This is a genomic window from Lentzea kristufekii (assembly GCF_033949925.1).
Classification (GTDB): Bacteria; Actinomycetota; Actinomycetes; order Mycobacteriales; family Pseudonocardiaceae; genus Lentzea; species Lentzea kristufekii.
Window position 1 is genome coordinate 88,190 of sequence record NZ_JAXAVV010000013.1, and the last position, 14,131, is coordinate 102,320.

The following is a 14,131-nucleotide window of genomic DNA, read 5'->3' on the forward strand; positions in this document are numbered from 1 at the left end:
GCGTGCAGTAGCGGATCTGCTGCTGCGATCGACATTCACGGTATGAACCTTCCGTCAGGCTGGCCCTCTGCTCTCCATCCTCTGACCGAGCATGAAATCAACCTGATCCAGGCTGCGGCAGTCGGCGACGAGTGGACCTACGCTGAATCTGATCCCAATATCTCTCATGGAGAAGATGGCGCTCTTCCGATCATTAGGTCGGGAGTTATTCGCGAGCTCCTACTAGATCGCGATAAAAAGCTCGATCCGCGCGGAGTTCGAATTAGGGGAGCGGCAATTTCAGGGAATCTCGCTCTGGATCACATGGACGTACCCTATGGGCTAAGTTTGGTGAATTGCGAAATTTCCGGAGAGATTACCGCTGAATATGCAAAGATCGGTGGCCTGAGCCTGTCTGGAAGTCGGTTCTCTTCCGTGTATGCGGACGGCCTGCGCGTCAACGGAGATATGTCTCTTGAGGGCGCATTTGGTCATTCCGATAGAGACACCGGAACCGTGCGCATGATTCTTGCGCACATAACCGGGCAGTTCGTGTGCGACGGGCTAAAGGTCAGCAATAAGTCTGGGTCGTGCCTCCTTATGGACGGCATGAGAGTTGGCGCGGATCTCTTCTTTCGGAATATGGAAGTCAGTGCAACTGGCGACCGCGGTGCCATTTGTGTTAGTACGGCGACAATTGGCGGGCAACTGACGTTTCACGATTTGGAGATAGACAATCCCTCGGGTCCTGCCATTATTGCAGATGGAATGAAGGTAGGCGGTAATTTCTATCTGATTGCAATGCGCGCCTCAGGGGCTGGCGAATTGGGAACCCTGAGGATGATGAACGTAACTGTGGGCGGCCAGGTACTTATTGATAAGTTGACCGTGGAAAATGAGTCTGGTTCCGCAGTCAGCTTCGATGGAATGAAGGCGGAAAGCGATCTTCTGTGTCGCAATATGGCAATACGAGGAAACCATGAACTTGGCGCATTTCGCGCTCAGGGGATAAGTGTCGCTAAAGGATTTGAGCTTGCGAAAAGCAGTATCTCCAACGATTGCGGTGTTGCGCTGGATTGCGAGGGGGCGAAGCTAAGTCTAGTTCGATTCGCCAATGTCGACATTAGTGGTGCTGGCAATCGGGGTGCGCTGCGTCTTGCAGGCGCACATCTAGAGCGTCCGCTTACGATGAAGGATGTAGAGGCCTTAAATGAATCAGGCCCCGCAATGCATCTTGAAGGAATTCAGGTAAAAGGAAATTTTGCTTGGATAGGAGTCAGTGCGGTCGGCGCTAGTGAAACTGGTATGGTCCGTCTTTCTGGTGCGCGTATCAGTGAACAGATGGACTTCACTGACGTAGTCATTGAGAATGGAGAAGGAACGGCGCTGCATGCGGACGGGCTTGAGGTGGGCGCAAATTTCAGAATGGGGCTGACTGCACGTGGTGCCGGAGGAGGCGGCACGATTAGATTGCCTGGCGCGAAAGTTTCGGGCCAACTTACATGCCTCGATCTTCGTCTGCAGGGTGCACGCTATGTATTGGAGTGGGAAGGCCTCAAGGTCGGTTCAAGTTTGCTCCTGCCCTACAAGACGATCTGTCCGGATATGGGCCGTGGTGAGCATTGCGACAATGCAAGCAACTTCCGCATCAATGTAGATGGGTGCGTTTATGTGTCACTAGGGCGTTCAGATTGGCGGCAGTGGCTGCATTTTCTGAAGCATCACAGCATCGGTTATCAAGCTCAGCCGTATCAGCAACTTGCTTCCGTAGAGCGAGCTACCGGCCACGACGGCTACGCTAAAAATGTGCTCATTGCGCAACAGCAAGATCGAAGAACGCGAGCGCAGAAAAGCTTTGATGGAAGATTTTCTTGGTTGCTGCATGGTCTTTTTGGCATGGTCGCTGGATTCGGCTATCGAACTAGCCGGCTTGCTGGGGTTCTGCTGGCGGTGTTGCTCTCTGCAGGCGTCGTTGGCTATGTGGCCGGCCAAACTGATACGCGGCCTGGGCATCTAGCCGCCGAACGGACGGCTCAAACGGGAGCGTTTTCCAACTCTGCCCAGGGAGTGCCCTGCTCCTCGATCGAATTGATCGGACTTGGAATCGATCGTGGACTGCCGCTTGGCTCTACCGGTCTACGCAGCCGCTGCGATTTAGATACTGGTACGCGGTGGGGGCAAGCCTTTACCCTCATCATCTGGGCCATTCAAGCAACGCTGTGGCTTCTTGCGACATTAGCGATTGCTGGCTACACAAATTTGGTTAGAAAATTCTCGTAGCGAGCTGTACTTACTCGGGCTCAGCTGACCCGGTGCCCTCGTCTGAATCTGCCTCATCTGGAGTGCCAGCCAAGCAGGAAAGGTATCCAGCAGCTTGTAGTAGCGTGGCTGTAATAGAGGCGCTATGGCCGAAAGTGAATCCGTGCGCTACCTCGTTACGAAGATTCATGCCCGCAATACTTGTGCAAAGTGTGTGAAGATATCTGAACCATGACGGATCAAGTCCTGCAGTAAGCAGGGTGCCTAGAAGGGAACCGAGGCCTGGGTACTGTCCTGGCGAATCTTGACGCTGGAGCCTGTAGACGCCTTGTTGCGTATCAATGACAAGCTGCCTGGCCAAGGCTTCAATGATGGGAGGAGTGCAAAACATGACGGCCTCGGCATCGCCTGTCCAGAATCGAATATGAGCGCGCGCCAGTGCCCCAGCAATAACTTCGGAGACGGTTTTCCTTGAAAGGAAGAAGTCAGTCAAATCTGCTTCGGTCGGTATTCCATGAGTTCTGGCGATTCGGTGCAGCGCTTCTGCTAGAAAAGCGCCGTATATCTTAATTTGCTGGCTTTCGATTTTGCTGAGAGCGACATCGAACTGGCGCTCAGGAGTGTCCGCATAGAATCGAGGAAGCCCGTCGCCTCCAAGCAGCTCAGGCGGAAGCATTGCTTGCAGCGGGAAATCTTGGGCTTGTTGTTGGACTCGGGCCTCATTTGTGGATCTGTCTCCGGATATTGGGCCGAAACGTGCGAATTCATCGAGTGCATCACGCCAGCTGGGTGCACTCGTTACCGGTTGAATTAGTAGTTCGATCATCTCTTCCGATATGTTTACCGTCGATTTGATCGACATCAGCTCAAGCTCTGCAGGATTGGTAGCTTGAATTGCCGCTGCGGCACGATTTACTAGTTCGTTGCGTCCGATACGGTTAGCGATCTCAAGTGCCTTCTTCAGGTGACCTAGACGTACGATTCCGGCGGATGCCTCACCGGCATCAAGCCAGATTTGGACGAGTTCATCTTGCAGTGTCGCGCGGGTAGCGTCGCTCGCTCGATCGATCTGAAAATCTACTACGTCCTCTTCGATCCATGGATCGCCCTTGTATCGCGATCGCGCCTTTTTTAGAAGCTCATCCAATTCTGCGGGCGCGTTCGGCTCTGTAGCTAATACTGCAATTAGTCGGAGGCTAATTCCGGGGATATTCTCCTTCGACTCCAGTGCGGCCGTCGCGGCAGATATAATCTCCGCCATAACTTCTTGACTTAGGCTTGCGTTCCCGATTGCGCGACTTAGTCTAAGGGCCATCGATAGATCATTGATTTGATCGAGGCTTCGCTTCCAGGTTTTGGAGGATTTCCGGTAAGCGGTGATTGCCTTTTCGGCGTGCTCGACAGCGTTGCCGTGTCGTCGCGCAAAAAGTAAATGTTCAAGTCGTGCGCGCGCGTAAGGCGCGTTGACTTTTTCGCTTAGATCCGCCCAAGAGTCGACTATCTCCTGAGGTACTTCATCTACGGGTGGTGGAGATTGCGTGCCGTCTGGGTTTCTGTACTTTCCTTCGATTGTTGCCCGGGGCTTTCCGTTGATCATCTTCTGTTGAATTGTGTAGGTGAAGGCAAACTGAATTGCGGTAGAGTCAGTTTGTTCTTTAGTGCGGTTCGTGCTTATAACGGCCTGCGGCACCTCTTGCCGCAGACGCTGCTCGATGTTGAATCGGCTCCCTTCTGCTGCGAAGCTGTCGAGTGTGGCTGCGAGGCCGATCGTGTGATCGTCTTGTGTCGTCATAGTTGACTCATCGTCCTGAGAGCTCGTGTTGTAACACTGGTCCTTGTACGCTCTGCGTGTGACGGAGTATCCAGAGGAACTGAAGTGGAAGGTCCATGGCGAGCGGACTGTTTATGACAACCGCTGGGTCAAGGTTGACCTTGTAGATGTCGAGCCGCCTGATGGCAGTCGATTTGAGCATCACGTTGTGCGTCTTGACCACGTCGCTGTAGCGCTTCTGGTTAACCAGAAGGAAGAGGTTCTAACTCTCTGGCGTTACCGGTTCGCGGTCGATCAATGGGGTTATGAGTTGATCGGCGGTCTTGTTGAGGAAGGTGAAGAGCCTGCTGTCACAGCGGCGCGTGAAGCTGTCGAGGAGACGGGATGGCGTCCGCTTGGAGAACCTGAGCACATCGGCACTTTTCAACCACTTCCCGGGATCATCGATTCGCCGGTAGATGCATATCTTTGGCGCTCAGCTGAGAAGGTGGGGGAGCCGACAGACGCAGAAGAGGCAGCTCGAATCGAGTGGATTCCCGTCGACAGGGTGCTGGAACTTGTGCGTCGTGGCGAAGTGCTTGGCTCCGGTGCGATAGTCCCTTTGCTGTATTATCTTGCGTCACGCGCCACCGGTGATGGACTTCGGTAGGGGGAACTCAAGACCTGCGAGTCGCTTGGCTTGCCGGTCTGACTTGATGCGGGCGGCGAGCTGCCGGGCCTTCTGGGCGTAGTCCTGCGCACCGCGCCCATCACCTGCTGCTGCATAAGCAAAGGCAAGATCGACATACATGCCTGTTTGTCCGCGTACGGCTGACTGGTTGGACGTGTCGAGATCTCGTGATGCTGCTTCAAGTTGATTGATTGCGTCTTGATCCCCGAGGCGAACTAGTGCGCTACCGCGCCAGCGTGCGAGATGGCCGTCGTTGAGCAGAAGGAACGGCATCTCGGGGTCGACCGGATTCGCTGGCAGCAGTGAGTTCGCTTCGTCAAAGGCTTGTAGGGACTCGCTGCGGCGGCCAGCAGCTGCGAGTCCCTCGCCATGTGCGGCGGCGAGCCACGTGCGCAGCAGCGACGGTGCGCGGTTCTCGGCAACGTCCCTTGCGAACTCCAGCAGCTCGACTGCTGCATCGGCCTCGCCGATGTCGAGAAGGATCACGGCCTGCTGCGCGGCCGCATGAGCGAGTAGGTACGGCGAGTCTGCCTCGCGCGCCGAGATCTTCGCGTCCTCGTGGTACTTCCACGCGTCGAGCTGCGAGCCCCGGTCAAGGGCGGTCCATCCTGCGAGCGTCCGTGCGTCGGTGAGAATCGCGGCGAGTCGTTCGCGGTGACGCGTGCTAACGCTGAACGTGCAGTACTCCTCGATCTGCTGGACGAGGCTGTTTAACTGGTCGAGAACGATCACGGCGCCGAAGCGCTTGTCTGAGTTGCGGAGCGTCTGGACCTGTTGCTGGAACAGGTCGAGCGTCGCAGGGTCGATGCTCCTCGCGACGACCAGACGATCGCGGAGTTCCTCTGCGCTCTGGTTGATCAGTTCGGTCGGGAGCCCAAGCTCCTCATTGGACCGTCCGTACAGCTCGCGGAGCAGGCGTTGGTACGCCGGCTCGGTGACCTCTACGTGTCCGTTCTCCCATCGGGACACCATGATCCGGAGTGACGACTCCGACGCGACCGTGATGCCGAGCTGTGGTGCTCGCTTGAGGAAGTAGCGCACCACGTGATCTTGCGTGTGGCCGAGTTCCTCGCGGACTGCTTGCAGTCGTGTTTGCGGCCTGTTGCCGCGCCTCTTTCCTGCCACGTTCCCCCCGTTCCCCAACGGCCGTGACCTGCGGACTTAACTCGTTCTAACAACCCTCCTGTTAGTCGCTGCCAATTATTTTGACACCCTTTCCGGCTGTCTGCTGGTGACATGACAGCGACGCCGGAACCCCCAAATGAAATCCAGCTAGTCCTTTCGCCGCGACTCCTCGTCAATGCGGCTCGTGAGTGTGCCGACTTGTGCGCGGAGTCCGCGCAACTCGCGAATGATGGTGTTCAGCAGCGGCACGAGCGGGTCCGTCGCGGCCGGCTCCGCGGGCTCGGTCTCGGGTGGCGGTTTCCCTTGCAGCACAGCGCTCAGGTGCTGCGGGTGCCAGTCGAGAGCGATCGACAGAGCTTCGAGGGTGCGCGGGTTCCGGCGCCGTTGAATCTTGCCCTGCTGCATCTCGCGAACGATCGCGAGGGACACCCCGGATCTCGTCGCAAGTTCCTTCTGCTTCAAAGCCAGCTCTGCCGCGCGGGCATTCATTGCCTCCGCGACTGCCGACCAGTCCTCTGTCACGTACGCCTCCGGGCTCCGCCTTCAGCGCCGACGTTAGCGCGCGATCTCGCTCTAAAGCGGGCTTGGCGCTGACATCGGCGGTCATTCAGCAGTTTTCGACGCCAATGTCAGCGCTTTCGGAGAAGAAATCAGTTCCTTCGAAAGGGCTACATCTGATGACTATGTCAAGTGCGGCGGGAAGTAACCCGCCGATCTTCTACACAGTCGCGGAGGCCGCGCGCATCCTGCGCGTGGACGTCGCGACCATCTACAGGGCGATCCGAGAGGACGCGTTTCCGGCGGTGCGCTTGCGCACTCGCTACGTGGTCCCTGCTCGTGCGGTCGAGGAGATCGTTCGGCAGGCGTCGGAGTCCGGCAGCGTCGTTGACGTTGCTCGCATGACGGCCGAGCGCCGGTCTGCTCGTGAGTTCGAGGCCAAGGCCGGGGGTACGTGGTGAACCCGGAGAACTACTACGAGGTGATCGCGGCCGAGCTCGACCGCTACGCGAAGGTCCCGGATGACGTGTTGCTGGAGATCGTGACGCGTGACGGCGCCTGCATGTGGTTGTGGGCGAACGAGGACGAGCCGGAGTGGCAGAACGAGAAGCTGACTGATCGGGAATTGGCCGTGCGGCTGTGCGCGGGCTGTCCTATCCGCAACGTGTGCTTGGAGCTGGAGTTGCGCACGGCCGGTGCGGAGACGGTTGGTGTGTGGGGTGGGCTGTCGCAGGCCGATCGACGCGCGCTCTACCGCGTGTGGAGGGTTCGTCGTGAAGGCGGTGAGCTGTCATGACGATCAACCTGACTCCCACGCAGATTCTCGCGGTGCTGGGTGCGGTCATCGCGGTGCTGTGGATCTGGCGAGCGAGCGCCCGTAGGGCGAAGGCCGCTGCGAACGCAGCGCGTACGGGTGCGCGGTTGCTCTCGCTCACCGGGCGGGTGCTCGTGATGGCCGGCGTCATCGTCGGGGTTCAGTGGGTGGTGATCACGCACCGGGGCGACACCGTGTTGTTGCTCGTGGTGCTGGGCCTCCCCGCGCTGTTCGCCGCGTACACGTTGACCCGTGCTCTCACGATCACGTCCTACGACAGTCCGCGTGGCAAGGGTGATCGGCGATGAGCGCGGTCACTCGGGTTCGGGAAGGGGTAGCCGCCTTCGGGCGGCTGCCCGCCGCCCCGGCAGCGGCGCAGCAGCTCGCCGCTGATGCGGCGGAGGCTGCGGAGCTGAGGGCCTACGCGACGCATCCGGACGTGGTGGCGCTTCGTGTCGAGCGGGTCCGGGCGGAGGTCGACCGACTGTGCTGGGCGGGGATCGTGCTTGGTCTCGGCTTCACGATGACCAACGTGCAGAGCTTCGCGGCAGCGGGAACGCCGGCCTGGTCGTTGCCTTGGCTCGCTGCGTGGTTGCTCGATCCGACGGTGTCGCTGGTGCTGCTGGCGATCCTTCGAGCGGAGCAGGTGACCGCGCGGTATCGAGTGCGCACGGGTTCGTGGACGCGTCGTGCGAAATGGTTCACGCTCGCCGCTACGTACGTCATGAACACGTGGCATTCATGGGCTGCCGGGTCTGTGTCCGGTGTGGTCCTGCACTCGGTTCCACCGCTCGTGGTGTTCGCCGCGGCGGAGGCTGTCACAGACCTGCGTGACAAGCTCACGGAGGCCGTGACCGCTGCGTTCACAGAGGCGGAACAGCGGACGGCGCCGGTCACCGCGGCGAAGTCTCCGGCGCTCGTTGCGACAGAGCCTAAGCACTCAAAAGTCAAGCGGTCCAACAGAAGTACGTCGGGACGTGTGTCCTCTGCGGAGTACCTAGACAAGGCTCGCGAAATGTGGACACCCGAAGTCGTGGTGAGTCCCGCGTGGGTTCGCGAGGTCACGGGGTGTTCGCGCGGGCTCTCGTCGCGGCTGGCTTCGTTGCTTGCGGCAGAGGTCGCTGAAGGTGGTGACGGCCATGAGTGAGGATGATCGGGAGTTGGCTGTCACAGACCCGCGTCTGCCGGTGTGTGCGGTGCTCGAAGGCGAGTTCGTGAACGACGCTCCGCAGGCTCCGCGCGTCACACCGGTGCGTCGGTTCATGAACAGGTGGAAGCGTTCACCGCGCGTGCCGCTGTGGGCGAAGGATCGAGTTCACGCGGTGCAGGCCGCGAAGGATCTGGTCGTGGCCCTGTTGCGTTCACCGTTTCGGTTCCTCGGGGCCGTTGTACGCGGCTTGGTGGTCGCCGTTCGGTGGTGGCGGTCGTGGGTCACCGTGCGGGACTACCGAGAGGCTGCCGAGCAGTCGGAGAAGCTCGCGGACAAGTTCGGTGACATCCGTGAACTGACGCTCTTCCGGTGGAAGGTCACGGGGGCAGTGTTCGCAGGCGTGGCGATCGTCGGTGCCGTCGCTGATCTCGTGTACGGGCATCGGGTGTTGTGGATCGGTGGTGGTGTCGTCGCCGTAGCGCTTGCCGTCCTCGGTAGGCGGAAGGATGGCAGTCCGGGGCGTAAGGCGGTACTCGCCGGACCGCGCACGCTGACGTGGACGATGGACCCTCAGGTGCTCGTTGACGCGTTCCGGGACGCGAAGCTGATCGGGAAGGACGAGACGCTGCGCCTGGTCGAGCGGGCTACCAGGCAGGGTGACGGGTGGGCCATCACCGTGGACCTACCGGCCACCCGTAAGGCGGCCGACGTCGTGAAGAACCGGGATGCTCTCGCCTCCGCGCTCGCGGTCGACGAGGTGCAGCTCATCGTGGAACGCGTCCGGGGAAACGGTGGCCACGCCGGCCGGGTCGCGATGTGGGTCGCGGACGAGGACCCGTACGCGGCGCCTCCGTTGCGGACACCTCTGCTCGCGGTGCAGAGGTGGGACGCGTGGCGGCCGCTGCCCTTCGGGCGGGACGCTCGTGATCGGCGGATCGACCTTCCGTTGGTGTGGACGTCGTTGCTCATCGGCGCAATCCCCAGGCAGGGCAAGACGATGGCCGCTCGACTGGTCGCCGCGGCCTTGATCTTGGACCCGCATGTTCGGCTGTACGTCGCTGACTTCAAGGCAGGAAAGGACTGGATTTCAGCGGCGCAGGTGGCGCACCGGTTCATGTCCGGCGACGGCACCGAACACGTCTTGGCGCTGATCGACTGGCTCGTGGAACTCGTGGGTGAGGTCCAGGGGCGCTACCGGCGGATGCAGGAGTTGGACGACCTCACGTGCCCGGAGTCGAAGGTCACGCCGGACATGTCGCGTGATCGGGCACTGGACATGCCCATCACGGCCGTGTTCATCGATGAGGTTCAGCTACCGCTCGAAGACCGCACGCCTGTTGAGGTGCAGGGGAAGAAGCTCACGGCGGGGGAGTACATCGGCGAGTTGCTGACGTGGCTCGCCAAGAAGGCGCCGGCTGCTGGGCTGGTCCTGGTGCTCGCGACGCAGCGTCCGGACAGCAAGACCATCCCGTCCAAGCTGCGCGCGGTGCTCGGCTCGCGGTTCGCGTTGCGGGTCATCGACTGGCGTGACAGCAACATCGTCCTCGGGGAGCAGATGAACACGCGCGGGTATGACAGCAGTCGGCTGCTGCCGTCGCATAAGGGCGTGGGCATCCTGCGGCCGGACGGCGAGACGGAGGCAGGCGCCGATGTGCTCGCGCTGACCGTGCGCACGTTCTACATGCCGAACGAGGACTGGAGGGAGTTGTGCGAGCGCGGGCGTGGCCTGCGTGAAGCGGAAGGGACGTTGACCGGACATGCGGCAGGGCAAGAGGCACAGCCGATGCTCGATCACGCGGCCGTAGCGAAGGCGATCGGGAGCAGCGTTCCGGTGGCAGCGGAGGCCGTGCGTGCGGCGGACGTCGAACTGCCTGAGCCACTGGCGTCCGTCGTGGACTACCTCGGGGAAGGGGGTGACGGCCGCCACTTCGTTCCCACGTCTGAGCTTGTAGAGGCGTTGGGACTGGAGATGACGACGTTCGGGCGCGACATGGTGGAGTTGGGTTGCCGGTCGACTCGGGACCGTGTGGCGACGGCTGACGGTGTGAAGCAGATACGCGGCTACGCCGTCGCGGATCTGGTCGCCGCTGCCGAGCGTCTGCGGGACGCTGCTGTTCTGGAGGGCGAGGTGATCGACGGTGAGCGCTGACCCGTCACACCCCGTCCCACGGACCCGTCACGCCGTCACAAGCCCTGTGACGGGTCCAGAACGGCGCATCACCTGCGCGAACGGTCCGCCGTGACGCGTGTGACGTGTGACGGGTCCACCCGTCACATGCGGCCGTCGCGGTACCCGATGACGTGAAATCGGGTACCGCGACGGCTTTGGGTGCCAGCCTTGGCGGGGGCGTGTGACGGAGGGCGCCAAGGCTGGCAGCTTGAGGGCATGCCGCTACGGCACGGGTGGGGCTTGTTCTGCCGGAGGTGTCTGCAACCCTGCGCTTTCGTCCGCGCGGGCCCATGCCATCTCGGACAACTCGGCGATCAGTGCCCTGGAGTCGTCCTCACTCAGGCTTGTGTCCGTGAGTGCCTCAACGACTGTGTTGTAGCCCTTGACTGCATCTGTCGTTTCGGCGAACAGACTGGAGTTCTCCGTGTCCACCCACACGAGCGGTTCGTACTTCTCGAAGGTCAACAGCGTGAACGGTCCAGCCATGCCAGCGTGGGCACCGCGTGCTGCCGGGAGGATCCTGATCTTGGTGTTCGACTGGTTCGCGGTGACGGCGAGGTGCTGCATCTGCCACGCGTACACCTCGGGTCCACCGACTTGCAGACGTAGCGCCGACTCATGGACGAAGAACAGGCGTTTCGCGTTACGTGGCAAAGCCTGTTGCATCACGAGGTGCGCCTTCGCGCGCTCTTCGAGTTCTTCGGCGGGAGTCGTGGCGGAAGCTCGGAGTGTCTCGCGGATGTAGTCGGCCGTCTGAAGGAAGAACGGCACCATGTTCCCGTGCCAGCTCACGAGCGTCTTGGAGACCTTCAGGTTCTCCGAGGCCGTGCGCAGCGAGATAGGCGGGCAGGCGCCGTGTTCCTGCCACCAGCCCCCGCCGTGGTGTCGCATGGGGAACAAGTCCATCAAGTGCGCCACTTCTGGTGCCTTGGTCCGGCAGATGCCCAGCAGTAGAGCGACCTCGGTCTGAGTGACGCCACCCTTGCCGGTCAGGACATCTGAGACCTTGGCCTCGTGGCAGCCCATGACTTCAGCGACCTCGCGGGAGGTGAGGTCGCTGTGTTCGAGCGCTGCCCGCACCCCTGCACCGAACTCGCGACCTCGGGCGGTAGAGACTCTCTTTGGCATGTCTAGGTTCCCGCCTGGACAGTGGTCGTGGGCGGACGACAGTGGGAGTTGTTGTCAGGCAACGGTTCGTGTAGAGCGAGTGACGCCTGACTTACCCAATGCGCCGACTCTTCTCGTGTCCTGACGACGTCGTTGAGGACGAGCAGAACGCGTTCGTAGGGTGCGCATTCAGCAGCAGACTCAAGCCAAGTGTCACCGCCGTGCAGGGTGCGTGTGAGGACGACGTCATCGAAACGAGGTGCTCGGAAACGCACTACGGTGAATGACTGGTGATGACCGAAGTACGGTCCTGCATCGCCGTCCACGATGGCAAGATCGAACCCTGTCTGCCCCGTCAGGTCTTCCAGGTGTCCCAACTGCTCGATCATGGTCCGCGCTCCGCCAACACTGCTCGTGAGAACGGCCTCCGTCACCAGAAGCCGAACGCGTAGCGGCCCGTGGCTGCCTGGTCGTGCCGCTTCCTTCGCATCCATGTCCAAGCGGGCTAGAACGGACTGCTGTAGGCCGAGATCAAGGCCGTTGGTCGCTGCGCCGGACTTGCACAGCACCTCGTGGTAGGCGTTGGTGCGGAGCAGTTCGGGCAGTACGTCGGTTGCCACGATCAAGAGTTCGTTGGCCTCTGCCATGACGTCCCAGGGTGTCCAGGCCAGGCGGGCCCACGCGTCACCGTTGATGCGGTCCCACATCTGAGGATCGTTCGCCCGTTGTGCCACACGAACACAAAGTTCGATCTCGTCGTCGGGTGCGCGGCACGCAGCGCCGATCTTCAGGACATCACTGGGAGACGGACGTATCACGGCCCTGGTGATCTGGGAGAGCGTCGCCGCTGAGAAGCCGACCAGTTCGCCCAACTCCGCGAGGGACCAGCCTCGGATGTGGCGCCATCCAAGTACGCTCCTGCTCAACGCCCGTACTTCGAGGCTTGCCTTGCCTCCGGTGAGTTTCTGCGCCATGTCGTCAGCTCGCCTTGTCCACTGAGGATGAAGCGGCTGCGTTGTCCGCCTTCTTGGTCTTGATCTGCCGGTCGAACTCTTCACCGCGTTGGCGCTCGCAGGTGGCCCACGCCGTCGCCTCGTGGAAGTGGCCCCGGTCGATCTGGGCGACTTCGGTGTAGATGGCCGCGCTGCGTAGGTGGTAGTCGCGCCACACGCGTGGGTTGTTCGTGCCCGGCCGTGGACGTGCGCGGCTCAGTGCCTCGTGAGCCTGCATCAGTGTTTCTGCCAGGGCAGCTTTGGCCCACCAGTCCTCGCTCGACTTCACTGCTCATCACCTCAGATCGTCACCTCAGAACCGCAGACATCAGCTTTCGCTCGGGCGCGCGAGGTGTAAATGACCTGGTATTGACCTGGGGTGCCATGATTGGACCTGAACTAAGCAAAGCTGACATTGGCGCATGAGAGGTCGACCGATGGGCTCGGCAGGCGGACAGGAACGGGCACACACGCTGTTCGGCGAGCTGCTGCGACAGCGCCGGCAGACCGCTGAAGAGTTCAGCGAGGCTGCCGAGGTGTTTGCGCGCGACCACGGTCTGAAAGGCACGATCAGCCCTCGACACGTGCGCCGCCTGGCATCTGGCAAACGGGATGACGGTCGCGGCCTGGGACCCGTCACGGCCACGACCGGGCGCCTTCTTGAAGAGATGTTGGGTGTGCCGATCGAACGTCTGCTGGAGTCGGTCGAACAGGTCTCTCACACTGCCACGGAAGATGAACTCGCCTTGCGCGCGAGGTTCGCGGCCGGTCGTGCCCTCGATATGGACACCGTCGGGTTGATGCGGCAGAAGCTCGACATCACGCGGGTCATAGATCGGAAGTTGGGTGCATCCGCCTTGAGTGGCGAGTTGTGCGCGCAGATCGATCACATGGAGCGCGCACTTCGAGACGTGCTCGATCAACCGATTCGTGCAGCGTTGGCCGAACTCTTGGTAGATGCAGCTGCGCTTGCCGGGTGGCAGTCGCTCGACCAGGGATTGGTCAACGATTCCTGGAACCGATACGACACCGCGAAGACAGCCGCGCGAGAAGCCCGGTCGGTCGAGCTTGAGGCGTACGCGTGTGCCGGGCAGGCCGTGGTTCTGCTCGACATCGGTGAAGCGGATGCCGCTGTGGAGTTGACGCAGCACGCGCTCGAACTTGCCCGTGGTCGGGTGCCGCGCCTGCTCTATTCATGGCTGTCTGCGGGCTATGGCGAAGCGTGTGCAGCGAGCGGTAATCGTGCGCACTGCCTGATCGCCTTCGATGACGCGTTGCGGGCGATGCCGGCGCAGGTTGACGGATCGGAGACGCCCTACCTGGTGTTTGATTCGACGCACCTTGCGCGGTGGCGGGGGAACGCGCTCGCTCGACTCGGAGATCTGGACGCAATCGAGGTGCTTTCGGACGTCTTGGCACGTCTCGATCCGACTTTCGCTCGTGCGGAGACGACGCTTCGAGTGGACCTCGTTCAGGTACTCACCGCGAACGGCGCGAACGACGAAGCAGCCGCACACGTTGAACGTGCGCGACTGCTCGCGGCTCAGGTTGGTTCACAGCGGCAGCAGAAACGGCTTGCTGCGCTGGTTGGCTAGG

14 protein-coding genes are annotated in these 14,131 nt (G+C 61.2%); 8 read left to right on the forward strand and 6 right to left on the reverse strand.

Annotation, left to right across the window (positions count from 1 at the left end; all coding sequences use genetic code 11):
• The first annotated feature begins 42 nt into the window (after positions 1 to 42).
• Positions 43 to 2,259, forward strand: a complete 2,217-nt coding sequence (locus SK571_RS26025; RefSeq protein WP_319986704.1) for a hypothetical protein — start codon at positions 43 to 45, stop codon at positions 2,257 to 2,259.
• A gap of 10 nt (positions 2,260 to 2,269) precedes the next feature.
• Here SK571_RS26025 and SK571_RS26030 read toward each other — a convergent pair whose 3' ends face one another.
• Entirely contained in the window at positions 2,270 to 4,030 is a 1,761-nt protein-coding gene (locus SK571_RS26030; RefSeq protein WP_319986705.1) for a DUF4209 domain-containing protein, read from the reverse strand.
• A gap of 58 nt (positions 4,031 to 4,088) precedes the next feature.
• Here SK571_RS26030 and SK571_RS26035 point away from each other — a divergent pair, with 58 nt between their 5' ends.
• Complete coding sequence (locus tag SK571_RS26035) at positions 4,089 to 4,658, forward strand: NUDIX hydrolase (RefSeq protein ID WP_319986706.1); 570 nt, start codon at positions 4,089 to 4,091, stop codon at positions 4,656 to 4,658.
• Here the strand turns inward: SK571_RS26035 and SK571_RS26040 are convergent.
• Together SK571_RS26040 and SK571_RS26045 are read right to left on the reverse strand one after the other, a co-directional pair.
• Entirely contained in the window at positions 4,629 to 5,720 is a 1,092-nt protein-coding gene (locus tag SK571_RS26040) for a tetratricopeptide repeat protein (protein ID WP_319986707.1), read from the reverse strand. The genes SK571_RS26035 and SK571_RS26040 overlap by 30 nt on opposite strands.
• A 231-nt stretch (positions 5,721 to 5,951) precedes the next feature.
• Positions 5,952 to 6,326: a hypothetical protein gene (locus SK571_RS26045; RefSeq protein WP_319986708.1), complete on the reverse strand. Its 375-nt coding sequence runs from the start codon at positions 6,324 to 6,326 to the stop codon at positions 5,952 to 5,954.
• Between the two features lie 155 nt (positions 6,327 to 6,481).
• Here SK571_RS26045 and SK571_RS26050 point away from each other — a divergent pair, with 155 nt between their 5' ends.
• The 5 genes from SK571_RS26050 to SK571_RS26070 are packed head-to-tail and all read left to right on the forward strand — an operon-like array spanning position 6,482 to position 10,415.
• Positions 6,482 to 6,763: a helix-turn-helix domain-containing protein gene (locus tag SK571_RS26050; protein ID WP_319986709.1), complete on the forward strand. Its 282-nt coding sequence runs from the start codon at positions 6,482 to 6,484 to the stop codon at positions 6,761 to 6,763.
• A complete protein-coding gene (locus tag SK571_RS26055; protein ID WP_319986710.1) occupies positions 6,757 to 7,098 on the forward strand; it encodes a WhiB family transcriptional regulator in 342 nt (113 codons plus the stop codon). The genes SK571_RS26050 and SK571_RS26055 overlap by 7 nt, the downstream gene beginning before the upstream one ends.
• Positions 7,095 to 7,424 (forward strand): hypothetical protein, encoded by a 330-nt coding sequence (locus SK571_RS26060; protein WP_319986711.1) that lies wholly within the window; start codon positions 7,095 to 7,097, stop codon positions 7,422 to 7,424. The genes SK571_RS26055 and SK571_RS26060 overlap by 4 nt, the downstream gene beginning before the upstream one ends.
• Positions 7,421 to 8,263 carry a hypothetical protein gene (locus tag SK571_RS26065; RefSeq protein WP_319986712.1) on the forward strand — a complete coding sequence of 281 codons (843 nt, stop codon included), beginning with the start codon at positions 7,421 to 7,423 and terminating at the stop codon, positions 8,261 to 8,263. The genes SK571_RS26060 and SK571_RS26065 overlap by 4 nt, the downstream gene beginning before the upstream one ends.
• The gene (locus tag SK571_RS26070; RefSeq protein ID WP_319986713.1) at positions 8,256 to 10,415 is read left to right on the forward strand and encodes an FtsK/SpoIIIE domain-containing protein; all 2,160 of its coding nucleotides are present in this window, start codon (positions 8,256 to 8,258) and stop codon (positions 10,413 to 10,415) included. The genes SK571_RS26065 and SK571_RS26070 overlap by 8 nt, the downstream gene beginning before the upstream one ends.
• A gap of 243 nt (positions 10,416 to 10,658) precedes the next feature.
• Here the strand turns inward: SK571_RS26070 and SK571_RS26075 are convergent, their stop codons facing one another.
• Genes SK571_RS26075 through SK571_RS26085 form a run of 3 tightly spaced genes read right to left on the reverse strand, consistent with a single transcriptional unit; the run spans position 10,659 to position 12,824 of the window.
• Positions 10,659 to 11,564 (reverse strand): helix-turn-helix domain-containing protein, encoded by a 906-nt coding sequence (locus tag SK571_RS26075; RefSeq protein ID WP_406602030.1) that lies wholly within the window; start codon positions 11,562 to 11,564, stop codon positions 10,659 to 10,661.
• Between the two features lie 2 nt (positions 11,565 to 11,566).
• A complete protein-coding gene (locus SK571_RS26080; protein ID WP_319986715.1) occupies positions 11,567 to 12,517 on the reverse strand; it encodes a Scr1 family TA system antitoxin-like transcriptional regulator in 951 nt (316 codons plus the stop codon).
• 4 nt (positions 12,518 to 12,521) lie between these two features.
• Positions 12,522 to 12,824 (reverse strand): AMED_5909 family protein, encoded by a 303-nt coding sequence (locus SK571_RS26085; RefSeq protein WP_319986716.1) that lies wholly within the window; start codon positions 12,822 to 12,824, stop codon positions 12,522 to 12,524.
• A 148-nt stretch (positions 12,825 to 12,972) separates the two neighbouring features.
• On the opposite strand from SK571_RS26085, the gene SK571_RS26090 reads away from it, so the two are divergent.
• On the forward strand, positions 12,973 to 14,130 hold the full coding sequence (locus SK571_RS26090; protein WP_319986717.1) for a tetratricopeptide repeat protein: 1,158 nt from the start codon (positions 12,973 to 12,975) through the stop codon (positions 14,128 to 14,130).
• Position 14,131: the final 1 nt, after the last annotated feature.

Coding starts and splice junctions, on each gene's coding strand:
- SK571_RS26025 (WP_319986704.1), top strand. CDS start 43: ATGAACCTTCCGTCAGGCTGGCCCTCTGCTCTCCATCCTCTGACCGAG.
- SK571_RS26030 (WP_319986705.1), bottom strand. CDS start 4,030: ATGACGACACAAGACGATCACACGATCGGCCTCGCAGCCACACTCGAC.
- SK571_RS26050 (WP_319986709.1), top strand. CDS start 6,482: ATGACTATGTCAAGTGCGGCGGGAAGTAACCCGCCGATCTTCTACACA.
- SK571_RS26060 (WP_319986711.1), top strand. CDS start 7,095: ATGACGATCAACCTGACTCCCACGCAGATTCTCGCGGTGCTGGGTGCG.
- SK571_RS26065 (WP_319986712.1), top strand. CDS start 7,421: ATGAGCGCGGTCACTCGGGTTCGGGAAGGGGTAGCCGCCTTCGGGCGG.
- SK571_RS26070 (WP_319986713.1), top strand. CDS start 8,256: ATGAGTGAGGATGATCGGGAGTTGGCTGTCACAGACCCGCGTCTGCCG.
- SK571_RS26075 (WP_406602030.1), bottom strand. CDS start 11,564: ATGCCAAAGAGAGTCTCTACCGCCCGAGGTCGCGAGTTCGGTGCAGGG.
- SK571_RS26080 (WP_319986715.1), bottom strand. CDS start 12,517: ATGGCGCAGAAACTCACCGGAGGCAAGGCAAGCCTCGAAGTACGGGCG.
- SK571_RS26090 (WP_319986717.1), top strand. CDS start 12,973: ATGGGCTCGGCAGGCGGACAGGAACGGGCACACACGCTGTTCGGCGAG.